The sequence below is a fragment of the Microbacterium sp. USHLN272 genome, from assembly GCF_037149655.1.
GTDB lineage: Bacteria > Actinomycetota > Actinomycetes > Actinomycetales > Microbacteriaceae > Microbacterium > Microbacterium galbinum.
The window spans coordinates 12,143-35,586 of the sequence record NZ_JBBCRA010000003.1 but is presented as its reverse complement, the minus strand read 5'-3'; the positions used below and the strand labels follow the sequence as shown (position 1 = coordinate 35,586).

The window sequence follows — 23,444 nt, the reverse complement described above, 5'->3', positions numbered from 1 at the left end:
GGAGGCGAGAGCGTGGCCGCAGCAGATCGATGGCGAGCGCAGCGATGCCCCTGCGCCGGGCGATCGGGGTGCAGGGGTCCCCGTCTCGACCGGCGTAGGGGCATCTCGGAGCGGACCCCGAGAAACTACTTGACCTGCGACGAGATGATCGTCATCACCGCGGTGTCGGCCAGCGTCGTCGTGTCGCCGACCTCGCGACCCTCGGCGACGTCGCGCAGCAGACGGCGCATGATCTTGCCGGAGCGGGTCTTGGGCAGCTCGCCCACGATGTAGACATCGCGCGGGCGGGCGATCGCCCCGATCTGCTCGCCGACCCACAGGCGCAGCTGCTGGGCGAGACCCGCCGGGTCGTGCGCTGAGAGGTAGCTCTCCTTGATGATGACGAAGGCGACGACCGCCTGGCCCGTCGTCTCGTCGGACGCGCCGACCACGGCCGCCTCGGCGGTGGCCTCGTGGGCGACGAGCGACGATTCGATCTCGGCCGTCGAGAGGCGGTGGCCCGAGACGTTCATCACGTCGTCCACGCGCCCGAGCAGCCAGAGGTCGCCGTCGTCGTCGAGGCGTGCGCCGTCGCCGGCGAAGTAGTAGCCCTGGTCCTCGAACTTCTCCCAGTAGGTCTCGCGGAAGCGCTCCGGGTCGCCCCAGATGCCGCGCAGCATGCTCGGCCAGGGTTCGGTCACCACGAGCAGGCCGCCGTTCCCGTTGCCGACCTCTTGACCCTGCTCGTCGACGACGTCGATGCGGATGCCGGGGAGCGGCACCTGCGCCGAGCCCGGTTTCGTGGCGGTGACGCCCGGCAGCGGCGAGACCATGATCGCGCCGGTCTCGGTCTGCCACCACGTGTCGACGATGGGGGCGCGGTTCCCGCCGATGACCTCGCGGTACCACATCCACGCCTCGGGGTTGATGGGCTCTCCCACCGATCCGAGCACCCGCAGCGACGAGAGGTCGAACTTCTGCGGGACGCTGCGTCCGATCTTCATGAACGACCGGATGGCGGTCGGGGCGGTGTAGAAGATCGACACCTTGTACTTCTCGATGATCTCCCACCAGCGGCCGGGGTGCGGGGCATCCGGGGTGCCTTCGTAGATGACCTGCGTCGCTCCGTTCGCGAGCGGGCCGTAGGTCACGTAGGAGTGCCCGGTGATCCAGCCGATGTCGGCCGTGCACCAGTAGACGTCGCTGTCGGCGTGCAGGTCGAAGACGTACTTGTGCGAGTACGCGGCCTGCGTGAGGTAGCCGCCGGACGTGTGCAGGATGCCCTTTGGCTTCCCGGTGGTGCCCGAGGTGTAGAGGATGAAGAGGGGGTTCTCGGCGGGGAACGCCTCGGCCGTGTGCTCGGCGGATGCCGCGGGCACGGCCTCGTGCCACCAGACGTCTCGACCGTCGACCCAGTCGACCTCGTTGCCTCCGCGACGCACGACGAGCACGTGCTCGACGGTGAGCTGCTCGCCGTCTCCGCGGTCGCTCAGCGCTTGGTCGACGGCCGGCTTGAGCGCCGAGACGCGACCCTTGCGGTAACCGCCGTCGGCGGTGATGACGACCTTGGCGCCGGCGTCGTCGATGCGCGCCCGCAGGCTGTCGGCGCTGAATCCGCCGAAGACCACCGAGTGGATGGCGCCGAGACGCGCGACGGCGAGCATCGCGGCGACGGCTTCGGGGATCATCGGCAGGTAGATGGCGACGCGGTCGCCCTGGCCGACGCCGAGATCGGCGAGCACGTTGGCCGTGCGCTTGACCTCGTCGGTCAGCTCGGCGTAGGTGATGCTGCGGCTGTCGCCGGGCTCGCCCTCCCAGTGCAGAGCGACGCGGTCGCCGTTGCCCTGCTCGACATGGCGGTCGAGGCAGTTGTAGGCGACGTTGAGCTCGCCGTCGTCGAACCACTTGGCGAACGGCGGGGCGGACCAGTCGAGAACCCGGGTGAACGGCGTGTGCCAGTGCAGCAGTTCGCGCGACTGATCGGCCCAGAAGCCCTCGCGGTCGGCGGCGGCGCGCTCGTAGAGCTCGGGGGAGGAGATCGACTGGGCGACGAACTCCTCGGACGGCGGGAACTGGCGGTTCTCATCGAGAAGGTGGTCGATCTGACTGCTCATCGGCAGACGCTCCTTTGCGGCTGGGGTCGATCCCGGCGGTGCCTCCGGGACAGGGCGAATCTAGTCTCGCGCACGGGGGATCAATACTGCCGAAAGTCGGTAGTCGCGTCGGTTTTGTCAGGACGGTTGCCTTGCGTACACTCGACCTCAGCCGAATACTCATTCCGGCCTTGGCGCGCCCGATTCCCCCGATCGGTGCCCGCCCCGGGCGGCACCTCATTCCCCCCGTGAGGTGCCGCCTTTCTCGTTACCGGCGAGGCGCTGCGATCGGTTCTGCACGGCGCGGCGATGCCGTGGGTTCTGCACAGCGACCGCATCCGGGGACGGGCGGGGTCCCACCCGTTGCCTAGCGTCGGGGCATGGCCGATCCGTTCATCCTCCAGCCCCGGGGCACCGAGAGCCCGCACGGCGCTTCGGTGCCGATCCCGCCGGCCCCGCTGCGGATCGACCCCGCGTTCGGGATGCTGGCCGAACACTGCGCCGACGACGCCGTCACCGATCTCTTCGTCAACGGCGACGGAGGGCTGTTCCTCGATCGGGGCGAGGGCGCCGAACCCGTCTCGGCGTGGCGGGCATCCGAACGCGAGGTCCGCGATCTCGCGGTCGCCCTCGTCGGACTCGGAGGGCGCCATCTCGACGACCAGTCGCCGTGCGTCGACGTGCGGCTCGACTCCGGCATCCGCGTGCACGCCGTGCTCGCACCCGTCGCGGCCAGCGGCACCGCCATCTCGATCCGCATCCCCCGGGTGCGCGCCGCCGACCTCGATGCGCTCGCGGCGCTCGGCTGCTTCGACGCACGGATGCAGCGGTGGCTGACGAGCCTGGTGCACGAGCGGGCGAATCTGCTGATCACCGGAGGCACGGGCACGGGCAAGACGACGCTGCTCTCCGCCCTGCTCTCGGAGGCGGCGGACTCCGAGCGCCTCGTGACGATCGAAGACGTCGCCGAGCTGCGGCCGCGGCATCCTCACCACGTCGCCCTCGAAGCGCGGCAGGCCAACCTCGAGGGCGCGGGAGGGATCAGCCTGGCGCGTCTGGTGAGGGAGTCGCTGCGCATGCGGCCGGATCGGCTGATCGTGGGCGAGTGCCGCGGTGAGGAGATCCGAGAACTGCTCACCGCGCTCAACACCGGACATGACGGCGGCGCCGGGACCCTGCATGCGAGTGGGCTGACCGATGTGCCGGCGCGACTGGAAGCACTCGGGGCACTCGCGGGGATGGATGCCACGGCGCTGGCGCGGCAGACCGTGAGCGCCTTCAGCACCGTGCTGCATCTCGTGCGCGATCCCGGCGGAACCCGGCGCATCGCGCAGGCGGGGGTGTTCGCGCTCGCGGACGATCGGCTGACGATCGAGGAGGTGCGGCCATGGTGAGGCGGCGAGTGCGGGATGTGACGCACGATGCGGATGCCGCGACCTCCGTGCAGACGCTGGCCGTGCTGTTGCAGGCCGGAGCCATGCCGACGGTGGCCTGGCGGCATCTCGCAGAGACCGGTGACCGGCACGCGATCGCCATCGTGTCGCGCATCGACGCGGGCGAGCCCATCGCCGCCGCGATCGAAGCGGAGGGCGGGGTGTGGGTCGATCTCGCAGCCGCCTGGGAGATCGCGACCACGGTGGGCGCACCGCTCGCCGAGGTGCTGCGCACGCTGGCCGAGACCCTTCGCGACGCCGCCTCCGCGGGCGATGACGTGCGCATCGCCCTCGCCGAGCCCGCCGGCACGGCGCGCCTGCTGCTGTGGATGCCGCTCGCCGGTCTGCTCCTGGGGTTCGCGCTGGGCTTCGACACGATCGGGGTCATCATTCGGAACCCGATCGGCGCCGCCTGTGTGCTCGCCGGGGGAGGGCTCGTGCTCCTCGCGCGGGTCTGGACGGCGAGCCTGCTCCGGCGTGCGCGGCCGTCACCGGGAACACCGGGCATGCGTGCCGAACTCGTCGCGGTGGCCCTGGCGGGCGGAGCCTCGATCGACCGGGCTCTGGGGCTCCTCGACGCGGTCGGATCGATCGCGCACGGGGGAGAGGACCGTGTGCCCGCCGTGCTCGAACTGTCGCGCGCGGCGGGCGTCCCCGCCGTGGAGCTCCTCCGCGCGTCGGCTGCCCAGGAGCGCCACACGTCGCGGGTCGAGGGCAGGTTGCGCGCGTCGCGTCTCTCGACACGGCTGCTCCTCCCGCTCGGCGTCTGCACGCTCCCCGCCTTCCTGCTGCTGGGCGTCGCACCGATGCTCCTCAGCGTCCTGACCTCCACACCGCTCCCGATATGAGCGGAACGACGACGCGACCGCGTCACACCAGAAAGAAGGAACACCATGCACGCACTTCCTCCACTCGACCGGCGTCGGGCCGCATCGCTGTTCGGCGACGAAACCGGAGCGGCGACGGCCGAGTACGCGATCACCACGATGGCCGCCGTGGCCTTCGCGGGTCTACTCGTCGTCATCATGCGCTCCGACGAGGTGCGCGGCATCCTCACCGACCTGGTGCGCCGGGCGCTGACCGTGGCGTGATGCCGCGATCCCGATTCACACGGCTCGGCGGCGACCGGGGATCGGTCGCCGCCGAGTTGGCGCTCGCGCTGCCGGCGGTCGTCCTCGTGCTCGCCCTCGGCGTCGGGGCGCTCGGTGCCGCCACGCGTCAGGTGTCCCTGCAGGATGCGGCGGCCGATGCCGCCCGCCTCCTCGGGCGAGGCGAAGACACGGGGCGCGCCGCCGATGCCGTGGCGCGCGCGGCGCCGGGTGCCACCATGTCGTCCGCGAACTCCGGCGACCTCGTCTGCGTGACGGCGCGCACGGAGGTGGCCGTCGGCAATCTCCTCACCGTGCCGCTGCAGGCATCGAGCTGCGCCCTGGCGGGCGGTCTCTGATGGCCGGATCCGCGCTCGCCACCGGCGTTCTGGTGACAGCGGCCGGCCTCGCCCTCGGGCTCGCCGCGGTCGGCGGCGCCGCCGTCACCGCGCAACGGGTCGCCGGCGCGGCCGATGCCGCGGCGCTCGCCGCGGCGGATGCCGTCAGCGGTGCCGTCGTCGTCGCCGACGAGCCCTGCGCCGTCGCCGCGCGGGTGGCCGGGGCTGCGGGTGCGACCCTCACCGGATGCGCGATCGAGGGCTTCGTGGCGACCGTGCAGGTGGAGTCGGCGTACGCTGGAGTCGTTGCCGTCTCCCGAGCCCGTGCCGGGCCACCCGAGGGCGAATGACGGCAGAACGTACCTCCTCACTGCGACACACCCGGATAGCAGGGGTGTGTATGGTGTGCTTCGAAGAAAGGACGCACCCTTGGCTGAAGGCAAGAAGCTCGTCATCGTCGAGTCTCCGACGAAGATGCGGTCGATTCAGGGATACCTCGGCGACGGCTACGAGGTGCTCAGCTCCGTCGGCCACATCCGCGACCTCGCTGACAAGCGGGACATCCCGGCCGCCGACAAGGAGGCCTACGGGAAGTACTCGATCGACATCGAGAACGGCTTCGACCCCTACTACGTCGTCTCCGATCGCAAGACGAAGACGGTCGCCGAGCTCAAGCGCGCCCTGAAGACCGCCGACGAGCTCCTGCTCGCCACTGATGAGGACCGCGAGGGCGAGGCGATCGCCTGGCACCTGCTCGAGACCCTCAAGCCCAAGGTCCCCGTCAAGCGCATGGTCTTCCACGAGATCACCAAGGACGCGATCCAGGCAGCCGTCGGCAACACCCGCGAGCTCGACCACGCGCTCGTCGACGCGCAGGAGACCCGCCGCATCCTCGACCGCCTGTACGGCTGGGATGTCTCGCCCGTCCTCTGGTACAAGGTCAAGACCGGCATCTCGGCCGGCCGCGTGCAGTCCGCTGCCACCCGTCTGATCGTCGACCGGGAACGCGAGCGCATGGCGTTCGTCTCGGCCGAGTACTGGGACGTCGACGCCGCTGCGGCCGCGACCGGAACGTCGTTCCGCATCCGCCTCGTGCGCGTCGACGGCGGGCAGCTCGCCCGCGGCACCGACTTCGACGACCGCGGTGCCCTGAAGAAGGCCGTCGTCGTCCTCGACGAGGCCAAGGCGCACGCCCTCGCCCAGGCCGTCGAATCGGCCGGGGCCGGTACGGTGACCAAGGTCGAGGCCAAGCCCGGCACCCGCAGCCCCTACGCCCCGTTCACCACCTCCACGATGCAGCAGGAGGCGGGACGCAAGCTCTCGATGGGGGCGAAGCAGGCGATGAGCGTCGCCCAGCGCCTCTACGAGAAGGGGTACATCACTTATATGCGTACCGACTCGACGTCGCTGAGCACCCAGGCGGTGCAGGCTGCGCGGAGCCAGGCGGTCGCGCTCTACGGCGACTCCGCGGTGCCGCTCAAGCCCCGCGTGTACAAGTCGAAGAGCAAGAACGCGCAGGAGGCGCACGAGGCGATCCGTCCCTCGGGCGACAACTTCCGCACCCCCGCGTCGCTCTCGTCCGAGCTCGACCGTGACGAGCAGCGCCTCTACGACCTGATCTGGAAGCGCACTGTCGCCAGCCAGATGGCCGACGCGAAGTACGAGACGACGACCGTCACGATCGCGGTGAACGCCGCTGGGCAGGTCGCGGAGTTCACGGCATCCGGAACCGTCTACACCTTCAAGGGCTTCCTCGACGCGTACGAAGAGGGTCGCGACGAGAAGCGCGGCGATGCGGATGCCGCCGAGAACCAGTCGCTCCCGGCCGTCGCCGTGGGCGATGAGCTGTCGGTCGCCGAAGCCGAGGCCAAGGGGCACCGCACGACCCCGAAGCCGCGGTACACCGAGGCATCGCTCGTGAAGGTCCTCGAGGAGAAGGGCATCGGGCGTCCGTCGACGTTCGCGACGATCCCCGAGACGATCCTCGATCGCGGCTACGCGGTCAAGCGCGGCCAGGCGCTCGTGCCGACGTGGCTCGCCTTCAGCGTCGTCCGCCTGCTCGAAGAGCACTTCGCCGAGCTGGTCGACTACGACTTCACGGCCTCGCTCGAGGACGACCTCGACACGATCGCACGCGGCGAGCAGGACCGCGTCGAGTGGCTGAAGGGCTTCTACTTCGGTTCCGACGCGCACGTCGGCCTGCGCAAGGTCGTCGACAACCTCGGCGAGATCGATGCGCGAGCGCTCAACTCGACACCGATCACCGACACCGCGACCCTGCGCTTCGGCAAGTACGGCCCCTACCTCGAAGTCGCCGACCCCGAGAACCCCGAGGCCAAGCCGCGCATCGTCAACGTCCCGGAAGACCTCGCGCCCGACGAGCTCACGGCCGAGAAGGCGCAGGAGCTCATCGACGCTCCGGTCGCCGGCGACCGCGTTCTCGGAGAGAACCCCGAGAACGGCAAGATCGTCGTCGTCAAGGACGGACGCTTCGGCCCGTACGTGCAGGAGAACGACCCGGTGTCCGAGGACGCCGCGGTCGACGAGACGACCGGTGAGGTCGTCGAAGCTCCGAAGAAGCGCGGTGCCAAGAAGGAGACCGCGCCCAAGCCGCGCACCGCATCGCTCTTCAAGTCGATGTCGGTCGACGCGATCGATCTCGACACCGCCCTGCAGCTGCTCACCCTGCCTCGCGTCGTCGGCGTCGACCCCGAATCGGGTGACGAGATCACCGCCCAGAACGGCCGCTTCGGTCCGTACCTGAAGAAGGGCGCCGATTCGCGCTCGCTCGAGAGCGAATCGCAGATCTTCGACGTGACCCTCGAGCAGGCGCTCGAGATCTACACGCAGCCCAAGTACGGTGCCCGACGGGCATCCAGCGCGCTCGCCGAGTTCGACGCCGACCCGGTCAGTGGCAAGCCGATCCGCATTCGTGACGGTCGATTCGGCGCCTACGTGACCGACGGGGAGACCAACGTCACGATCCCGCGCGGCCAGAAGCCCGAGGACATCACCTTCGAGATCGCCGTGCAGATGCTCGCCGACAAGCGCGCGAAGGGCCCCGCTCCCAAGCGCGGCTCGCGTGCGGCGGCCAAGAAGGCTCCTGCCAAGAAGGCTCCTGCCAAGAAGGCTCCTGCCAAGAAGGCTCCTGCCAAGAAGGCTCCTGCCAAGAAGGCTGCAGCGAAGAAGGCTCCGACGGATGCCGAGAAGGCGGCCGCACGCTCGGCTGCGGCGAAGAAGGCGGCCGCGACGCGCGCCGCGAACGCCGCCGCGAAGAAGGCCGGTTCGTGACGGAAGGCCGCGGTCGCTGGATCACGCTCGAGGGCGGTGACGGCTCGGGCAAGACCACGCAGTCGGATCTGCTCGCCTCCTGGCTGTCGGAGACCGGCAATGAGGTCGTGCGCACGCGCGAGCCCGGCGGGTCGGAGGTCGGCCAGCTGATCCGCGACATCGTGCTCCACCACCGCGGGGACATCGCGCCGCGTGCGGAGGCCCTGCTGTACGCGGCGGACCGGGCGCATCACGTCGCGACCGTCGTGCGCCCCGCGCTCGAGCGGGGCGACATCGTGCTGCAGGATCGCTACCTCGACTCGTCCGTCGCCTACCAGGGCGCAGGCCGGGTGCTCGATGCGACCGAGATCCGCGACCTGTCGCTCTGGGCCGCCGAGGGAGCACTGCCCGACCTCACGGTGCTGCTCGACCTCGACCCGCAGACCGCCCGCACCCGGCTCGACTCGGCCGACAAGCCCTTCGATCGGCTCGAGGCGGAGAAGGCTGAGTTCCACGGTCGCGTGCGCGATGCGTACCTTGCGCTCGCCGCCGCAGAACCGGAGCGCTTCCTCGTGATCGACGCCTCCTCGCCGGTCGACGTGATCGCCGGCGAGATCCGTGCGCGGGTCGCGTCGTTCCTGGCCTGAGCCCGCTCCTCTGCACAGCGCCACGACCGCATGCGGTCGGCGTCGGTGGTGCCGATTAGGCTGAGTGCATGCCTGAGACCATCGCCGCCCCTTTCCCGTGGGCCGATGTGTGGGGGCAGGATGCCGCGGTCGAGACTCTGCGCGACGCGGCATCCGATCCGTCGGCGCTGTCGCACGCCTGGTTGATCACCGGTCCGCCGGGGTCCGGGCGTTCCACCCTCGCTTACGCCTTCGCCGCGGCGCTGGTCGCCGACCGGCCCGATGACGAGGCGACCATGCGGCAGGTTCTCGCGGGCACGCACCCCGATGTGACGGCGCTGCGCACCGACAAGGTCATCATCACGATCGCCGAGGCGCGCGCCCTGGTCGAGCGTTCGTACTTCGCTCCCTCGGCCGGGCGCTACCGCGTCATCGTCGTCGAAGATGCCGATCGCATGGTCGAACGCACCTCGAACGTCCTGCTGAAGGCGCTCGAGGAGCCGCCGGAGAAGACCGTCTGGATCCTCTGCGCCCCCAGCGAGGCCGATCTGCTCCCGACCATCCGTTCGCGCGTGCGTTCGCTGCGGCTCCGCGAACCGGACGTCGCGGACGTCGCGCGGTTGATCAGTCTGCGCACGGGCGTCGACGAGGTCGTGGCCGAACAGGCCGCCCGCCACTCCCAGCGACACATCGGCATGGCGCAGCGACTCGCCACCGATGAGGCCGCCCGTCGTCGGCGCGACGATACGCTCCGCTCGGTGATCGGCGTGCGCGGTGTGGGCGATGCCGTCGAGGTCGCCGGGCGCATCATCCAGGCCGCCACCGAAGACGCGAAGGCCCTGACCGCCGAGCGCGACGCGGCCGAGCGGGCGAACCTGCTGCGCATGGTGGGCGTCGCCGAAGGGCAGGCCGTCCCCCCGGCACTGCGCTCCCAGCTCTCGGCCCTGGAGGACGACCAGAAGAAGCGCGCCACCCGCAGCCTGCGCGACGGCATCGACCGCGTGCTCACCGACATGCAGTCGCTCTTCCGCGACGTCGTGATGCTGCAGTTCGGCCGCACCGACGAACTGATCAACCGTGAGCTCCGGGCCGAGCTGAGCGCGCTCGCCGAAGCCTGGCCCGAGACCCGTACGCTGGTCGTACTCGACCACCTCGCCGACACCCGGCAGGCGCTGGAGCGAAACGTCGCACCGCTGCTCGCCCTCGAGAGCTTGCTCGTGACCATCACGAGCGGGAGGACACCGTGAACATCCGCAAGACTCCCCGCCTCCGCCGTGCCGCCGCACTCGTCGCCGGCCTCGCCGTCGCCGCCGTGGCGCTCTCCGGCTGCCTCTACTCGATGATCCCCGAGGAGACGGCGACGCGCCCGTCGGCGACCAGTGCGCCCGACACCGACGGGGTATCCGAAGAGCTCCTTCCGTTCTACTCGCAGGAGCTGACCTGGGAGTCCTGCGGCAGCGCCGGCTTCGACTGCACGACGGTCACCGCACCGCTCGATTGGGAGAACCCCGCAGAGGGCGAGATCGAGCTCTCCATCATCCGGCACCAGGCCGAGCAGACGCCGATGGGCTCCCTGCTCACCAACCCCGGCGGCCCCGGCGCCAGTGGCGTCGCCCTCATCCGAGACAGCCTCGACTACGCGGTCGGCGCCGACCTCATCGAGAACTACGACGTGATCGGCTTCGACCCGCGCGGCGTGGGCGAGTCGACGGCGGTGCGCTGCTTCGACGCGGCCGAGATGGACGCCTACCTCTACGACGTCCCGACCTCGCCCCGCGGCAGCGCCGAGTGGGAAGCCGAACTCACCGAGCGCAACACGGCGTTCGCCGAGGCGTGCGACGCGAACAGCGACGGCATCCTGCCGTACATCACCACCATCAACGCCGCACGCGACATGGACCTGATCCGTGCCGTGCTCGGCGACTCGCAGCTGAACTACCTCGGTTACTCCTACGGCACCTTCCTCGGCGCGACCTACGCGAACCTCTACCCCGAGAAGGCCGGCCGCCTCGTGCTCGACGGTGCGATCGACCCGTCGGTACCCGGGCTCGAGGTCGGTGCGACGCAGGCTCTCGGATTCGAATCGGCGCTCCGCGCGTACATGCAGGACTGCCTCGATTCCGGGAGCTGCCCCTTCAACGGCTCGGTGGACGACGCCATGGCGGATCTCGGTGCGCTGCTCGCGAGCGTCGATCGCACGCCGCTCGAGAACGGCGACGGACGGATGCTCGGTGCGGATTCCCTGATGACGGGAATCATCGCCGCGCTCTACTCGCAGGACAGCTGGACGTTCCTCACGCAGGCGCTCGACCAGGCGCTGCAGGGCGACCCGTCGACGGCGTTCGTGCTGGCGGACTTCTACAACGGCCGCGAGGCCGGTTCGTACACCGACAACTCGACCGAGGCGTTCCGCGCGTACAACTGCATGGACTACCCGGTCGAAGACGACCCCGCCGCCGAAGCCGCGACCACGAAGAAGATCGAAGAGGGTGCGCCGACCATCGCGCCGTACTGGACCGGCCCCGACTCGTGCGAGGTGTGGCCCTACCCGCCCACGGGAACGCGCGGGGAGATCACGGCCGAGGGTGCCGGACCCATCCTCGTCATCGGTACGACCAACGACCCGGCCACGCCCTACGAGTGGTCGGAGGCGCTCGCGGATCAGCTCGACGAGGGCGTGCTCATCACCCGCGTGGGCGAGGGGCACACCGGCTACAACAAGGGCAACGGATGCGTCGACAACGCCGTGGAGGCGTTCTTCCTCGACGATGTCGTGCCCGAAGACGGCCTCCGCTGCGAGTGACGTCCGCGACTCACGCGCGTGACACGCGCGTGAGTCGCGCTCGATTCGCGAGCGAGCGCGAGACAGGGTAATATCGGTGATCGCGCCGGTTCGTCCGTCGCACGCCGCTTTAGCTCAGTCGGCAGAGCATTTCACTCGTAATGAAAAGGTCGTCAGTTCGATTCTGACAAGCGGCTCCGACAGCCCCCGTGATGCGAAGAACATCACGGGGGCTTTCCTCTTCCCGGCGGCGTAGTCTCGAATCATGAGCAGAGCGCTTCTCATCGTCGATGTCCAGAACGATTTCACCGAGGGCGGTGCCCTGGCGGTCGCGGGCGGTGATGCGGTCGCCGCCGCGGTCTCGGCATACCTCGCCGCCCACGCCGGCGACTACGACGTGATCGTCGCCTCGCGCGACTGGCACGACGCCGAGGGTGACAATGGCGGGCACTTCGCCGAGAGTCCCGACTACGTCGACTCCTGGCCGGTGCACTGCGTAGCGGGCACGCCGGGCGCCGAGTACGACCCGCTGCTCGAGACGGATGCCGTCACCCACCACGTGCGCAAGGGGCAGGGGCTGCCCGCCTACTCGATGTTCGAGGGTGTCACGGATTCCGGCGAGACGGTCGGAGCCGTGCTGACGGCGGCCGGGGTGATCAGCGCCGATGTGGTGGGGATCGCGACGGATCACTGCGTCCGGGCATCCGCTCTGGACGCCGTCGCCCACGGGGTGCGCGTGCGGGTGCTCACCGATCTGGTCGCGGGCGTCGGTGCCGAGTCGAGCGAGGCCGCGCTGATCGAGCTCGCCCACGCGGGCGCCGAGCTCGTCGTGAGCGCCGAGGTGTGAGCCGCAGCGTCCTGCTGCTGCGGGCCGTGAACGTCAGCGGTCGCAATCGCGTGCCGATGGCCGAGCTGCGTTCGGCGCTGAACGATGCCGGGGTGCTCGACGACGTCTCGACGTACATCGCGAGCGGCAACATCGTGTGTCGGCATCCGTCCGATCCGGTCGCGGCCTGCGCGCGCGTGCGGTCGCTCATCCATGACGAGTTCGGAGTCGACACTCCGGTGATCCTGCGCACGCACGATGCGCTCGCGCGAGCCCTCGCGTCGCAGCCGTTCGTCGATCCGGTCGAGAACCTGTTGCACGCGATGTTCCTGGAGGGCGCTCCGCAGAAGGGTGCGGTCGCCGCGCTGCGTGAGCGTCTGGTGCCGGGGGAGGAGATCGCCCTCGTCGGGCACGATCTGTGGATCTCCTACGCCGAGTCCGGAGTGCATGCGTCGAAGCTCACGAAAGCCGTTCTCGATCGCGCGCTCGGGGTCGCGGGCACGGCGCGGAACCTGCGCACCGTGAGAAAGCTCACGGAGCTCACGGCCTGACGTTCGGCGACTCTCCGATGCTGCGGCTCATCGCGATCGGCGGCAGAGAGGTCGACGGCGCAGCGCTCGAGGGGCGCAGATCGATGCGACGTGCGGTGCACGCCCCGCACCGCACGTAGACGACGATGCCCTCGCTCGTCGAATGGCGGGACTCTGTGAGCCAGAAGTGCTCGTGCGCCGTCGGGGCAGTGGTCGGTCGGGGGATCGGGAGGATGTCCGTGGAGGTCATGACACCAGCGTGATGTAATGGCCTTATGCATCTCAACCCTTACGGAGAGTACGCGGTCCTCCTGGCGACCTCGCTCGCCAACGACTGGCCCGCCGACCGTGCCGGGATCGAGGAGCGCACGATCGAGATGGGCATGACGATGACGTTCCCGCCCGCCGCCGAAGACCACGCCCGCGTGCGCGACGTCATCGACGACTGGCTCCGGATCGTCGACGAAGCCGACCCCGACGCGCGTGCAGAACTCCTCAATGCCCAGCTCGCGGAGGCGGCCGCGTACCCGCGGCTCACGAATCACGACGGAGAGGGCTGGCACCTGCACTACCGCGACGACGTGCCCTCGCTTCCGTATGTGCTGCGGGCGATCATCAACCTGGGCACCTCGCTCCACCTGGTCACTCGTGGCATGAGCAGGCTCGGCCGCTGCGCGGCATCCCCCTGCACGAACGTGGTCGCGGACGTCACCCGGAACGGCCGCCAACGATTCTGTTCGGTGCGATGCGCGAACCGGGCCGCGGTACGACGGCATCGTGCCCGGGGAGGTGCCTGATCCTGCCCCGGGCGCGATGGTGATGCGGGTCAGGCGGTCTGGCCCTCGTGGCGACCCTCGCCGATCTCCTCGACGACCTTCGCGTTGAACGCCGGCAGGTCGTCGGGGGTGCGGCTCGAGACGAGGCCCGCGTCGACGACGACCTCCTCGTCGACCCAGGTCGCTCCGGCGTTGCGCAGGTCGGTCTTGAGACTCGGGTAGCTGGTCAGCGTGCGCCCGTCGACGACATCCGCCTCGATGAGGATCCAGGCGCCGTGGCAGATGACTCCGACGGGCTTGTGCTGTGCGAAGAACTCCTTCGCGAGGGCGACGGATGCCTCGTCGAGCCGCAGGTGGTCGGCGTTCACCACGCCGCCCGGCAGAACGAGCGCCTCGAACTCATCGGCGCTCGTGTCGCCGGAGATGAGGTCGACGGCCTGCTCGTGTCCGTTCTTGCCGGTGATGCTGCCCGCCGCCGGGGCGATCAACGTGGCGCTCGCACCCGCGGCCGTCACCGCCTCCCACGGGCTGGTCAGCTCGCTGTCCTCGAAGCCGTCGGTCGCCAGGAATGCCACGCGGTTTCCGGTGAGAGTCGCCATGGTCGTCGTCCTTTCAGGAGGGGGAAGTGGATGCTCCGACTCTGCCGCGAGGGGCGGATGCCGTGAAGGGGGTGGCCAGTGCGCGGCAGGGGTGATAGCGGCCGCGCCGCTAGGCTCGCACCATGTCGACCCCCGCGCCCGTCTCCGCCCTCGCCGACCGTCTGCTCGTGCCGCCCACGGCGGCGTCGGAGCGTGCGCTGGAGGTCGCGCGGCAGTGGTGCACGCCCGCCGTGCTGAACCACTCCCTCCGCTCGTGGGTCTGGGCGAAAGCCCTCGCCGACTCGCGGGGCCTCGAAATCGACGAGGAACTGCTCTTCGTGGCATCCGTCCTGCACGACGTCGGGATCGTGCCCGCTTTCGACAGCCACACGGTGGCCTTCGAAGATGCGGGGGCGGCAGTCTCGGAGGTCTTCGCTGCCGGAGCCGGGTGGTCGCAGCACCGCCGCGAGCGGCTCGGCCAGGTGATCCAGCGGCACATGTGGGTGAGCGTCGACGTCGACGAGGATCCCGAGGGCTACCTGCTGGAGGCGGCGACCAGCCTCGATGTCGCGCACGCTGCGGCAGATCTGTGGGATGCGCAGCTCATCGCCGAGATCGTGCGGCGGGTGCCGCGGTTGACGTTCGCCGAGGAGTTCTCGGCCGCGATCGCCGACCAGGCGGCGCGCAAACCCGCGACGGCCGCAGCGAGGCTCAACGCCTCGAAGCGAATCGCCACGGGTGAGGATGCGTGGAAGGTCTCTCCCGACCGATGAACGGCGAGGGGAATGCGGTGGGCCCCGTGGGGCTCGAACCCACGACCCGCGGATTAAAAGTCCGATGCTCTGCCAACTGAGCTAGAGGCCCGTGCTCCCAGTCTAGGGCGCAGAAAGAGGGCCGTTGACGACACAGCTATCGTCAACGGCCCTCTTCAGCCCCGCGTCATCCCTCCCCGGATGACGGAGGTCGTCGTGCCGAGGTCCCCATCGGCACTATCCCGCTCTTACTCAGCCGGGGGCATCAGCACCGTGTCGATGAGGTACACGGTGGCGTTCGCGGTCTGGACACCGCCGCAGATGACGTTGGCGCCGTTGACCTGCAGCTCGTCGCCGCTACCGGTGACCTCGAGGTCGGCTCCGTTGACGGTCGGGTGCGTGCCCACGATGTCGTCCGGCGTGATCTGGCCGGGGACGACGTGGTACGTCAGGATCGAGCTCAGCGTGGCGCTGTCGGTCTTGAGGGCGTCGATGGTGGCCGGGTCGATCTTCGCGAAGGCGTCGTCGACCGGTGCGAAGACCGTGAACTCGTCACCGTTGAGCGTGTCGACGAGGTCGACGTCGGGGTTGAGCTGTCCGCTGACCGCTGCGGTGAGCGTGGTGAGGATCGGGTTGTTGGATGCCGCGACCGCGACCGGGTCCTTCGACATGCCCTCGACCGAACCCGCTCCGTCCGGAACCTGCTCGGCGTACGCCGCGCAACCGGGGCCCACGAGGTTGGCCGCGGGGTCCATCTCCATGGGCTCGGACGACTGCGAGCTCTCCGGCGCCATGGGCTCCTCGGATTCGGTGGTGCTTTCGCCGCTGCCCATGGAACATGCCGAGAGCAGGAACGCGCTCGCCACCGTGAGCGTCAGTGCTGCGGTGACCTTCTTCTTGGTGCTGAACATTTCGAGCTCCTTCAGATGAACTACCACCACGGCCTCTCCGTGGCGTTGACAGGTGTTCGGAACCCCTCGCCGATCGGATGGGAAGAATTCGAGATTTCTTCGAGATCCGTCTCGAACGGCCCCGCCAATCCGATCGGCGTACCAGCACGAACGACATCCGACGGAAAAGGAGCACGCGCGCGAGCGTGACGCGATCGTGATGCGGGGCGCGGGCCGCGGAATCTTCGAGAATTCCGCGAGGAATCAGCGGATATCGGGCGTCGGATGCAGAGCAGGAGGGGTGGAATACGGCATGCTTGTGGAGATGGTCATCGATGGGATGGATGTTCCCGAGGACGGCGCGGCGCGGGATGCCGTCGCCGACCTCCTCCTCGCCATCGCCGCCGGCGACCAGCGCGCCTTCGCGGAGCTCTACGACCTCCTCTCCTCCCGCGTGTTCGGGCTCATCCTCCGAGTCCTCGTGAACCGCTCGCAGAGCGAGGAAGTGCTCCAGGAGGTCTTTCTCGAGATCTGGCAATCCGCTTCGCGCTTCGCTCCGAACAAGGGGCAAGGACGAACATGGATCATGACGATGGCGCACCGCCGGGCGGTGGACCGCGTCCGATCCTCGCAGTCCAGTTCGGATCGAGATGTCCGGGCGGGACTGCGGGACATCGGGGTGGCCCATGACAGCGTGGCGGAGCAGGTCGAGTTGAGCATGGAAGGTGAGCGCGTCGTCGGCGCACTCTCCGGCCTACCCGAAGCTCAACGTGAAGCGATCGTCCTCGCCTACTACGGCGGTTACAGTCAGAACGAGATCGCGGCGCTCCTGGGGGCGCCGCTGGGGACGATCAAGACACGGATGCGGGATGGACTCACCCGGCTCCGGTCGGCGATGGGGGTGATGGCATGAACGAGAAGGACTTCGCAGAGCTCGCGGCTGGCGCCGCCCTGCACGCGCTCTCTCCTGAGGACGAGGCGCGCTTCCGTCGTACCCTCGACGAGCACCCCGAGTGGGAGCGCATCGTCGAGGCGGATGCCGCCACCGCCGCTACCCTCTCGGCCCCGTTCACCGGTGAAGTGCCCCGGCCCGACATCCGCGCCGCGCTGCTCTCGCAGATCGCGCAGACGCCGCAGGTGCAGGGCGCGCAGACGCCGCAGGACGGCCGCACGGACGACGAGCAGGCCGCGCCTGCCGCAGCGTCCTCCGAATCGGCTGATACCTCGACGGTCGACAGCATCCGCCCGCCCCGCCGCTGGTCACGGGCGATCTTCGCGCTCGCGGCGTGCCTCGCACTCCTGGTCGGCGTCGGCATCGGCTCCGTCGCGCTGAACGATTACCTCAACCGCCCGGCGAGCGTCGTGGCCCTCGAGCAGATCACGGGAGCGTCGGATGCCGCGCAGGCGAGTGTCACGCTCGACGACGGCACCACGGCCACGGCCCACTGGTCGGCATCGCTCGGCTCCGCCGTGCTCGTGACCGACGGTCTCGCGGCTCCGGCCGACGGCAAGACGTACGAGATGTGGTTCGTGCGCGGCGAGACCCCGGTTCCGGCCGGTGTGTTCGACGCCGATGGCACGACCGCCACCGCCGTGCTCTCCGGCTCGATGCACGAGGGCGACGTCATCGCCGTCACGGTCGAGGAAGAGGGCGGCTCGCCGAGCGGCCTGCCCACGACCGACCCGATCATCGCGATCCCCACGGCCTGAGCGTCACCGATCGCGCGTACCCTGGTGGGATGCCCGAGCAGCACCACCGCCCCGTGCGACGCCCCTCCGCCTCCTTCGATAACCTCGTCGGGGCGCACGATCCCGCCGAGGAGACGCGCATCGCTCACGCCACGGCATCCGCCCTGCTGGCGCGGGTGCGCGCCGACGAGAGCGGTGCGAGTGCCGATCGCCTGGTGGCGTTCACGGCCGAGCACGGAATCGACGAGATCGCGGAACTGTGGTCCAAGGCGCCCTCGCGCACGCTTCCCGGTGCGCTCTGGCGGCTGTACCTGCTGCAGCTGGCGATCCACACCGATCCGCAGACCTCGGCGCTGCTGTACGAGCGCGGACGGATCGAGCTTCCCTCGGTCGACGCCGCCATCGCCGGTGCTCCGGCCCCGGCGAGCCCGGAGGAGATCGTCGCGCTGGTTGACACGATCCTGCGCGGAGCGTTCCGCGGCGACTTCGCGGTGGCGCTCGAGCGCGCGGCCGCGTTCTGCCGCGTACAGGCGTCCGGAGCGACGCATACGGCCGACGACTACGAGGCGACCGAGCCGGGGCGGGCCAGTGAACTGACGACCCGAGCGCTGCGACTGAGCAGCTATGCGCAGGACCTCTCCGCGGCGAGTGTGCTGTGGCGGTCGGGCGCGCTGGCCTGAGCGGACGAGTGCGGCCCGGAGGGAGAAGTCCGGGCAAGAAGTCCGGGCAAGAAAAAAGACCGGGCCGCAAGAACGCCTCTCGGCGGAAGGCCGCTCGCAGCGGCGAAAAATGGAGCCCGGGGTTATGCGGCCCGGCCTGTACCAGTGTAACGCGAGACGAGCGAAGGTATTCCCGGCACTCTAGGCTCGGATCATGAACCGGCGCTTCGCACTCATGATCGATCCCGTCACCGCCGACGAGCAGCGTGCCGACTACGGTGACACGTTCACCCACGTCGACGCGGCGGCTCCCGCCCTCAGCGTGGGCGAGTTGAGCACGCAGCGCGGCGACGGCGTGTTCGAGTCGATCGGAGTGGTCGACGGACACGCCCAGGAGGTCGTGCCGCACCTCGAGCGTCTCGCGCACTCCGCACGCCTGTGCGACCTGCCCGCGCCGAACCTGGCGCAGTGGCGGCAGGCGATCGATCAGGCCGCCGACGAGTGCGGCGAAGGCGAGGCCGTCATCAAGCTCATCCTCAGCAGGGGAGTGGAGCAGGGGCCGACCCCGACGGCATGGGTCACTGCGGCCCCGGCGGCGGACTTCCGTGCCGTGCGCGCGAACGGTGTGCGTGTGGTGACCCTCGACCGCGGCTACGACCTCGGCGCCGCCGAACGGGCCCCCTGGCTGCTGCTGGGGGCGAAGACCCTCTCGTACGCCGTGAACATGGCCGCACTGCGGGAGGCGCACCGCCGCGACGCGGACGACGCGATCTTCCTCTCCAGCGACGGTTTCGTGCTCGAGGCGCCGACCGCCTCGCTGATCCTCCGGTTCGGAGACCGTTTCGTCACCCCGGCACCGAACGGCGGCATCCTGCACGGCACCACGCAGCTGAGCGTCTTCGAGCACCTCTCCGCCCGCGGTTTCGAGGTCGGGTACGACCGGATCCCGGCATCCGATCTTCCCCGTGCGGATGCCGCGTGGCTCGTGTCGAGCGTGCGTCTCGCGGCGGCGATCAGCGCCGTCGACGGCGCCCCTCTCCCGGTCGACCAGCCTCTGACCGACGAGCTGAACACGTACCTGCTCTCGCCCCGCGACTGATGCGGGCCGGGGCGACTCGCGCGAGAAAGCGGAGATCGCTCGACGTGATGGAGGCGTGTCGCGCCGCGACGCGCCTCGCCTGCGCTGCCTTGTCTCCGTTTTCTCGAGGCGGTCAGGGCGCGAGGTGCGCGCCCCGCGCCATCATGCCCAGGATGGCGGCCTCCACAACGGACCACTCTCCGACGACGAGTACGTACGTGAACCGGAGCGTCGTGTACCCCGCGGCGGCGGCGAGGGCGTCGCGCCTGAGGTCCTTCTGCCTCTCCCGCTCCCGTTCGTGGTTCTCGCGGCCGTCCGCTTCGACGATCAGTCGGTCGCCGATCACGAAGTCGACCTCGCCGACTCGATCCACGGCGACCTGGGTACGGACGGTGATGCCGAGGTGGTGGAGACGGAGACGGATCAACGATTCGAGTCCGCTATCCGCATCCGATCGTGCGAAGGCGAGCAACCATCTCATCTCGGCCGGGAGGCGCCGTTCCAGCCAGCGACGTCCAGCGATCGGGAGGAGCGCGCGGCGGAGGGCGGACTCGAGTGCGGCGAAGAAAGCCTCGGTGCCGCAGCACGTTGCCATCTGCAGGAGCACGTTCGCGACCGGGGGAAGCTCGCCCACCGCGACATGCCCTGAATCCCAATGGAGCACGCAGCCGGCACAGCCGGAGCGTGGGGTGCCTGCCCGCCCCATCCACACGTGGTGCAGGACGGGGAGCTCGAGGACCCACAGGCCGTGGAGGGCAGCGGCTTCGGCGCACCCGATCGTTCCCCCGTGGGATGCTGCGTGTGTCAGGCACTCGGGTGTGTCGGGGAGCGCGTAGACGCCTTGGCGTGGCCGAGTCACCACTCCCTCGCGAACCGCGCGGGTCAGCTCGTGCGCTGTGACGCCCCGTTCGAGTAGCTCGGAGGTTCTCGCCATGCGGCCGAGTCGTCGAAGTACGGAGTCTGCTCGAGCGAACGACATCCTTCGAGCATGAGTGACACCGCCGGGCCGCGAGAGCGTGAACTCCGCGAGTGTGAGCAACTCGCGGAATCCACCTTCCGTGCAGTGGAGGTGACAAAACGTGAAAACCCAGACCATTCCGATTCGGAACCGTGTGTCTCTCGACAACACGCCGCCCCGAACTCGAACGGTCTGGGTTTTCCAGACGGCCGACGGCGTCAGATCATCCGAAGCGGCCCGAGACGTAGTCCTCGGTGGCCTGCACGGACGGGGTGGTGAAGATCGACGTGGTGTCGTCGTACTCGATCAGCTTGCCGGGCTTGCCGGTGCCGGCGATGTTGAAGAACGCGGTCTTGTCGGAGACGCGCGACGCCTGCTGCATGTTGTGCGTGACGATGACGATCGTGAACTCGTTCTTGAGCTCGCCGATCAGCTCCTCGATCGCGTAGGTCGAGATCGGGTCGAGGGCCGAGCACGGCTCGTCCATCAGCAGCACCTCGGGCGAGACGGCGATCGCGCGGGCGATGCAGAGACGCTGCTGCTGTCCGCCCGAGAGGCCGGAACCCGGACGGTCGAGGCGGTCCTTGACCTCGTTCCACAGGTTCGCGCCGGTGAGCGACTTCTCGACGAGGTCGTCCTGGTCGCTCTTCGACATGCGGCTGTTGTTGAGCTTGACGCCTGCGAGCACGTTCTCCTTGATCGACATCGTGGGGAACGGGTTGGGGCGCTGGAAGACCATGCCCACCTGGCGACGCACGAGCACGGGGTCGACGCCGGGGCCGTAGAGGTCCTTGCCGTCGAGGAGCACCTCGCCCTCGACGCGAGCGCCGGGGATGACCTCGTGCATGCGGTTGAGGGTGCGGAGGAACGTGGACTTGCCGCAGCCCGAGGGGCCGATGAACGCGGTGACGCTGCGCGGCTGGATGTCGAGGGAGACGCCCTCCACGGCGAGGAAGTTGCCGTAGTAGACGTTGAGGTCGTTGACTTCGATGCTCTTGGACACGTGTTTCCTGTTCTGAGTGGTCGGGCGCTCAGCGGCCGGAGGTCTTCGGGGCGAACAGCTTCGCGACGAGGCGCGCGAGCAGGTTCAGCACCATGACGATGAGGATGAGGGTGAGAGCAGCGGCCCAGGCCCGGGCGAGCGAAGCGTCCGGGTTGGTGCCCTGATTCATGTACTGGTTGTAGGCGAACACCGGCAGGGTCATCATCTGGCCGTTGAAGATGTTCGTGTTCAGGCTCTGCGTGAACCCGGCGGTGAGCAGCAGGGGAGCCGTCTCGCCGATCACGCGCGAGATCGCGAGCATGACCGAGGTCGTGATGCCGGCGATCGACGTCGGGAGGACGACCTTGAGGATGGTCAGCCATTTCGGCACACCGAGTGCGTACGACGCCTCACGGAGCTCGTTCGGCACGATCTTGAGCAGCTCCTCGCTGCCTCGCACGACGACCGGGGTCATCAGCACGGCCAGGGCGAGGGCGCCCATGATGCCCATCGAGATGCCCGGCTTGAAGATCAGCGCGAAGACCGCGTAGATGAACAGACCCGCGACGATCGAGGGGATGCCGGTCATGACGTCGACGAAGAACGTGATCGCCTTCGCGATCTTGCCGCGACCGTACTCGACGAGGTAGATCGAGGTCATGAGTCCGATCGGCACGGCGATGACCGTCGCCGTGAGGGTGATGAGGAGCGTGCCCCAGATCGCGTGGACGATGCCGCCACCGTCGCCGATCACGTTGCGCATCGAGTAGCTGAAGAACTCGGCGTCGAAGCGCTCGATGCCGTTGGAGACGACCGTCCAGAGCAGCGAGATCAGCGGCAGCAGCGCGATGAGGAACGCGGTCGCGACGAGCGCCGTCATGAGGCGGTCGACGGCCTTGCGGCGGCTCTCGACGATCGAGGAGATGACCGTGATGAGCACCATGTAGAGCAGGAGCCCGATGATGACGGTGCCGGCGATGTTGAAGTCCGCGAGGCTGGTGCCGATCGCGGCGACGCCGAAGACGGCGGCGCTGACCGCGAGCGATCCGCCGAGCAGGGCCCAGGGGGTCCACCGGGGGAGCTTGCCCGCGGTGAGCGACGCTGCCGGGGCCGAGGCGACGGCGGTCGGGGTGGGGGTGAGGACGGTCATGTCAGTTCGCTCCCGAGAACTCGGCGCGGCGGGCGACGATCCATCGCGCCAACGCGTTGACCGCGAAGGTCACGATGAAGAGGATGAGGCCGGTCGCGATGAGCGTGTTGACTCCGGTGCCGTGCGCTTCGGGGAAGGCCAGGGCGATGTTGGCGGGGATCGGCGTCGGGTTCGTCGCGGTGAGCACGAGGAAGCTGACGACGGCCGAGGGCGACAGCACCATGGTCACGGCCATGGTCTCGCCGAGTGCGCGGCCGAGGGCGAGCATCGCCGCCGAGACCATACCGCCGCGGGCGAACGGCAGAACGGCCATTCGCACCATCTCCCAGCGGGTGGAGCCGAGCGCGAGCGCCGCCTCCTCGTGGAGCTTCGGCGTCTGCAGGAAGACCTCGCGGCAGATGGCGGTCATGATCGGGATGCACATCACGGCGAGCACGAGGGATGCCGTGAGGATCGTCTTTCCCGTCGACGACACCTGGCCGCCGAAGAACGGCACCCAGGAGGCGTGGGTGTTGAGCCAGGCGTAGATCGGCTGGAGGAGGGGGGCGAGCACGAGGCCGCCCCAGAGGCCGAAGACGACGGAGGGGACCGCGGCGAGCAGGTCGATCACGTAGCCGAGGAAGGCGGCGAGGCGACGGTGCGCGTAGTGCGAGATGAAGAGCGCGATGCCGATGGAGATCGGTGCGGCGATGAGCAGCGCGATGAACGAGGCCCAGAGCGTTCCGAAGACGAGGGGCCAGACGTACACCCAGAAGGATTCGCCCTTGAGGATGTGGTTGCCGGTGGTGTCGAGCTGGAACGCCGGGATGCTCTGGATGATGAGGAAGGCGGCGACCAGCGCGAGGACGACGAGGATGATGATCCCCGCTCCGAGAGCGGTACCGGAAAACACCCGGTCGCCGAGACGCTGCTTGGCCTTGATCGGTGCGTGCGGCGCTGCGGGCGCCTGCGCGGTCGTGCTCATGGT

General features: G+C 69.3%; 25 protein-coding genes, 2 tRNA genes and 1 pseudogene. 18 read left to right on the top strand and 10 right to left on the bottom strand.

Annotation, left to right across the window (positions count from 1 at the left end; genetic code table 11):
• Positions 1 to 125 precede the first annotated feature (125 nt).
• Positions 126 to 2,093, bottom strand: a complete 1,968-nt coding sequence (acs, locus tag WFJ97_RS15205) for an acetate--CoA ligase (protein WP_336642121.1) — start codon at positions 2,091 to 2,093, stop codon at positions 126 to 128.
• 359 nt (positions 2,094 to 2,452) lie between these two features.
• Here acs and WFJ97_RS15200 point away from each other — a divergent pair, with 359 nt between their 5' ends.
• The 12 genes from WFJ97_RS15200 (at position 2,453) to WFJ97_RS15145 (ending at position 12,986) form a co-directional block, all read left to right on the top strand.
• Positions 2,453 to 3,466, top strand: coding sequence for a TadA family conjugal transfer-associated ATPase (locus WFJ97_RS15200; protein ID WP_336642120.1), 1,014 nt, complete (start codon positions 2,453 to 2,455; stop codon positions 3,464 to 3,466).
• Positions 3,460 to 4,353, top strand: coding sequence for a type II secretion system F family protein (locus WFJ97_RS15195; RefSeq protein ID WP_336642119.1), 894 nt, complete (start codon positions 3,460 to 3,462; stop codon positions 4,351 to 4,353). Before WFJ97_RS15200 ends, WFJ97_RS15195 begins: the two co-directional genes overlap by 7 nt.
• Positions 4,354 to 4,398: 45 nt before the next feature.
• Positions 4,399 to 4,596: a DUF4244 domain-containing protein gene (locus WFJ97_RS15190; RefSeq protein ID WP_247634171.1), complete on the top strand. Its 198-nt coding sequence runs from the start codon at positions 4,399 to 4,401 to the stop codon at positions 4,594 to 4,596.
• Positions 4,596 to 4,952: a TadE family type IV pilus minor pilin gene (locus tag WFJ97_RS15185; RefSeq protein ID WP_336642118.1), complete on the top strand. Its 357-nt coding sequence runs from the start codon at positions 4,596 to 4,598 to the stop codon at positions 4,950 to 4,952. The genes WFJ97_RS15190 and WFJ97_RS15185 overlap by 1 nt, the downstream gene beginning before the upstream one ends.
• On the top strand, positions 4,952 to 5,281 hold the full coding sequence (locus WFJ97_RS15180; RefSeq protein ID WP_336642117.1) for a helicase: 330 nt from the start codon (positions 4,952 to 4,954) through the stop codon (positions 5,279 to 5,281). The genes WFJ97_RS15185 and WFJ97_RS15180 overlap by 1 nt, the downstream gene beginning before the upstream one ends.
• A gap of 79 nt (positions 5,282 to 5,360) precedes the next feature.
• Positions 5,361 to 8,222, top strand: coding sequence for a type I DNA topoisomerase (gene topA / locus WFJ97_RS15175; protein WP_336642116.1), 2,862 nt, complete (start codon positions 5,361 to 5,363; stop codon positions 8,220 to 8,222).
• Positions 8,219 to 8,848: a dTMP kinase gene (gene tmk, locus WFJ97_RS15170; protein WP_336642115.1), complete on the top strand. Its 630-nt coding sequence runs from the start codon at positions 8,219 to 8,221 to the stop codon at positions 8,846 to 8,848. Before topA ends, tmk begins: the two co-directional genes overlap by 4 nt.
• Before the next feature lie 68 nt (positions 8,849 to 8,916).
• Positions 8,917 to 10,074 carry a DNA polymerase III subunit delta' gene (locus WFJ97_RS15165; RefSeq protein ID WP_247625045.1) on the top strand — a complete coding sequence of 386 codons (1,158 nt, stop codon included), beginning with the start codon at positions 8,917 to 8,919 and terminating at the stop codon, positions 10,072 to 10,074.
• Positions 10,071 to 11,630 carry an alpha/beta hydrolase gene (locus tag WFJ97_RS15160; protein ID WP_336642114.1) on the top strand — a complete coding sequence of 520 codons (1,560 nt, stop codon included), beginning with the start codon at positions 10,071 to 10,073 and terminating at the stop codon, positions 11,628 to 11,630. The genes WFJ97_RS15165 and WFJ97_RS15160 overlap by 4 nt, the downstream gene beginning before the upstream one ends.
• A 103-nt stretch (positions 11,631 to 11,733) precedes the next feature.
• A tRNA-Thr gene (locus WFJ97_RS15155) sits at positions 11,734 to 11,806 on the top strand.
• A gap of 68 nt (positions 11,807 to 11,874) precedes the next feature.
• On the top strand, positions 11,875 to 12,456 hold the full coding sequence (locus WFJ97_RS15150; protein ID WP_336642113.1) for an isochorismatase family protein: 582 nt from the start codon (positions 11,875 to 11,877) through the stop codon (positions 12,454 to 12,456).
• A complete protein-coding gene (locus tag WFJ97_RS15145; RefSeq protein ID WP_336642112.1) occupies positions 12,453 to 12,986 on the top strand; it encodes a DUF1697 domain-containing protein in 534 nt (177 codons plus the stop codon). Before WFJ97_RS15150 ends, WFJ97_RS15145 begins: the two co-directional genes overlap by 4 nt.
• Here the strand turns inward: WFJ97_RS15145 and WFJ97_RS15140 are convergent.
• A complete protein-coding gene (locus WFJ97_RS15140; RefSeq protein ID WP_336642111.1) occupies positions 12,976 to 13,215 on the bottom strand; it encodes a hypothetical protein in 240 nt (79 codons plus the stop codon). The genes WFJ97_RS15145 and WFJ97_RS15140 overlap by 11 nt on opposite strands.
• Positions 13,216 to 13,240: 25 nt before the next feature.
• Between WFJ97_RS15140 and WFJ97_RS15135 the strand changes: the two genes are divergently transcribed.
• Entirely contained in the window at positions 13,241 to 13,762 is a 522-nt protein-coding gene (locus WFJ97_RS15135; RefSeq protein ID WP_336642110.1) for a CGNR zinc finger domain-containing protein, read from the top strand.
• Positions 13,763 to 13,791: 29 nt separating this feature from the next.
• Here the strand turns inward: WFJ97_RS15135 and WFJ97_RS15130 are convergent, their stop codons facing one another.
• On the bottom strand, positions 13,792 to 14,340 hold the full coding sequence (locus WFJ97_RS15130; RefSeq protein ID WP_247625039.1) for a type 1 glutamine amidotransferase domain-containing protein: 549 nt from the start codon (positions 14,338 to 14,340) through the stop codon (positions 13,792 to 13,794).
• A 122-nt stretch (positions 14,341 to 14,462) separates the two neighbouring features.
• Between WFJ97_RS15130 and WFJ97_RS15125 the strand changes: the two genes are divergently transcribed.
• Positions 14,463 to 15,092, top strand: a complete 630-nt coding sequence (locus WFJ97_RS15125; protein ID WP_336642109.1) for an HD domain-containing protein — start codon at positions 14,463 to 14,465, stop codon at positions 15,090 to 15,092.
• A gap of 18 nt (positions 15,093 to 15,110) precedes the next feature.
• On the opposite strand, the gene WFJ97_RS15120 is transcribed toward WFJ97_RS15125, so the two are convergent.
• A tRNA-Lys gene (locus tag WFJ97_RS15120) sits at positions 15,111 to 15,183 on the bottom strand.
• A 136-nt stretch (positions 15,184 to 15,319) separates the two neighbouring features.
• Complete coding sequence (locus WFJ97_RS15115; RefSeq protein ID WP_247634185.1) at positions 15,320 to 15,982, bottom strand: fasciclin domain-containing protein; 663 nt, start codon at positions 15,980 to 15,982, stop codon at positions 15,320 to 15,322.
• A gap of 292 nt (positions 15,983 to 16,274) precedes the next feature.
• Between WFJ97_RS15115 and sigK the strand changes: the two genes are divergently transcribed.
• The 4 genes from sigK (at position 16,275) to WFJ97_RS15095 (ending at position 19,408) form a co-directional block, all read left to right on the top strand.
• A complete protein-coding gene (sigK, locus tag WFJ97_RS15110) occupies positions 16,275 to 16,874 on the top strand; it encodes an ECF RNA polymerase sigma factor SigK (protein ID WP_336642172.1) in 600 nt (199 codons plus the stop codon).
• Positions 16,871 to 17,671 carry an anti-sigma factor gene (locus WFJ97_RS15105; protein WP_336642108.1) on the top strand — a complete coding sequence of 267 codons (801 nt, stop codon included), beginning with the start codon at positions 16,871 to 16,873 and terminating at the stop codon, positions 17,669 to 17,671. The genes sigK and WFJ97_RS15105 overlap by 4 nt, the downstream gene beginning before the upstream one ends.
• 29 nt (positions 17,672 to 17,700) lie before the next feature.
• The gene (locus tag WFJ97_RS15100) at positions 17,701 to 18,330 is read left to right on the top strand and encodes a DNA-directed RNA polymerase subunit beta (RefSeq protein ID WP_336642107.1); all 630 of its coding nucleotides are present in this window, start codon (positions 17,701 to 17,703) and stop codon (positions 18,328 to 18,330) included.
• A gap of 193 nt (positions 18,331 to 18,523) precedes the next feature.
• Positions 18,524 to 19,408 carry an aminodeoxychorismate lyase gene (locus WFJ97_RS15095; protein WP_336642106.1) on the top strand — a complete coding sequence of 295 codons (885 nt, stop codon included), beginning with the start codon at positions 18,524 to 18,526 and terminating at the stop codon, positions 19,406 to 19,408.
• Positions 19,409 to 19,520: 112 nt separating this feature from the next.
• Here WFJ97_RS15095 and WFJ97_RS15090 read toward each other — a convergent pair whose 3' ends face one another.
• From WFJ97_RS15090 to pstC, 5 genes and pseudogenes are all read right to left on the bottom strand, one after another.
• Positions 19,521 to 20,021 (bottom strand): DUF559 domain-containing protein, encoded by a 501-nt coding sequence (locus WFJ97_RS15090; RefSeq protein ID WP_336642171.1) that lies wholly within the window; start codon positions 20,019 to 20,021, stop codon positions 19,521 to 19,523.
• 201 nt (positions 20,022 to 20,222) lie between these two features.
• A pseudogene (locus WFJ97_RS15085) lies at positions 20,223 to 20,366 on the bottom strand (type IV toxin-antitoxin system AbiEi family antitoxin domain-containing protein); the annotation flags it as partial.
• Positions 20,367 to 20,568: 202 nt separating this feature from the next.
• On the bottom strand, positions 20,569 to 21,348 hold the full coding sequence (pstB, locus tag WFJ97_RS15080) for a phosphate ABC transporter ATP-binding protein PstB (RefSeq protein WP_247625033.1): 780 nt from the start codon (positions 21,346 to 21,348) through the stop codon (positions 20,569 to 20,571).
• Positions 21,349 to 21,376: 28 nt separating this feature from the next.
• Positions 21,377 to 22,477 (bottom strand): phosphate ABC transporter permease PstA, encoded by a 1,101-nt coding sequence (pstA, locus tag WFJ97_RS15075; RefSeq protein ID WP_247634190.1) that lies wholly within the window; start codon positions 22,475 to 22,477, stop codon positions 21,377 to 21,379.
• Position 22,478: 1 nt separating this feature from the next.
• On the bottom strand, positions 22,479 to 23,441 hold the full coding sequence (pstC, locus tag WFJ97_RS15070; RefSeq protein WP_247625031.1) for a phosphate ABC transporter permease subunit PstC: 963 nt from the start codon (positions 23,439 to 23,441) through the stop codon (positions 22,479 to 22,481).
• Positions 23,442 to 23,444: the final 3 nt, after the last annotated feature.

Coding starts and splice junctions, on each gene's coding strand:
- acs (WP_336642121.1), bottom strand. CDS start 2,093: ATGAGCAGTCAGATCGACCACCTTCTCGATGAGAACCGCCAGTTCCCG.
- WFJ97_RS15200 (WP_336642120.1), top strand. CDS start 2,453: ATGGCCGATCCGTTCATCCTCCAGCCCCGGGGCACCGAGAGCCCGCAC.
- WFJ97_RS15195 (WP_336642119.1), top strand. CDS start 3,460: ATGGTGAGGCGGCGAGTGCGGGATGTGACGCACGATGCGGATGCCGCG.
- WFJ97_RS15190 (WP_247634171.1), top strand. CDS start 4,399: ATGCACGCACTTCCTCCACTCGACCGGCGTCGGGCCGCATCGCTGTTC.
- WFJ97_RS15185 (WP_336642118.1), top strand. CDS start 4,596: ATGCCGCGATCCCGATTCACACGGCTCGGCGGCGACCGGGGATCGGTC.
- WFJ97_RS15180 (WP_336642117.1), top strand. CDS start 4,952: ATGGCCGGATCCGCGCTCGCCACCGGCGTTCTGGTGACAGCGGCCGGC.
- WFJ97_RS15165 (WP_247625045.1), top strand. CDS start 8,917: ATGCCTGAGACCATCGCCGCCCCTTTCCCGTGGGCCGATGTGTGGGGG.
- WFJ97_RS15150 (WP_336642113.1), top strand. CDS start 11,875: ATGAGCAGAGCGCTTCTCATCGTCGATGTCCAGAACGATTTCACCGAG.
- WFJ97_RS15140 (WP_336642111.1), bottom strand. CDS start 13,215: ATGACCTCCACGGACATCCTCCCGATCCCCCGACCGACCACTGCCCCG.
- WFJ97_RS15135 (WP_336642110.1), top strand. CDS start 13,241: ATGCATCTCAACCCTTACGGAGAGTACGCGGTCCTCCTGGCGACCTCG.
- WFJ97_RS15130 (WP_247625039.1), bottom strand. CDS start 14,340: ATGGCGACTCTCACCGGAAACCGCGTGGCATTCCTGGCGACCGACGGC.
- WFJ97_RS15125 (WP_336642109.1), top strand. CDS start 14,463: ATGTCGACCCCCGCGCCCGTCTCCGCCCTCGCCGACCGTCTGCTCGTG.
- WFJ97_RS15115 (WP_247634185.1), bottom strand. CDS start 15,982: ATGTTCAGCACCAAGAAGAAGGTCACCGCAGCACTGACGCTCACGGTG.
- sigK (WP_336642172.1), top strand. CDS start 16,275: ATGCTTGTGGAGATGGTCATCGATGGGATGGATGTTCCCGAGGACGGC.
- WFJ97_RS15105 (WP_336642108.1), top strand. CDS start 16,871: ATGAACGAGAAGGACTTCGCAGAGCTCGCGGCTGGCGCCGCCCTGCAC.
- WFJ97_RS15100 (WP_336642107.1), top strand. CDS start 17,701: ATGCCCGAGCAGCACCACCGCCCCGTGCGACGCCCCTCCGCCTCCTTC.
- WFJ97_RS15095 (WP_336642106.1), top strand. CDS start 18,524: ATGAACCGGCGCTTCGCACTCATGATCGATCCCGTCACCGCCGACGAG.
- pstA (WP_247634190.1), bottom strand. CDS start 22,477: ATGACCGTCCTCACCCCCACCCCGACCGCCGTCGCCTCGGCCCCGGCA.
- pstC (WP_247625031.1), bottom strand. CDS start 23,441: ATGAGCACGACCGCGCAGGCGCCCGCAGCGCCGCACGCACCGATCAAG.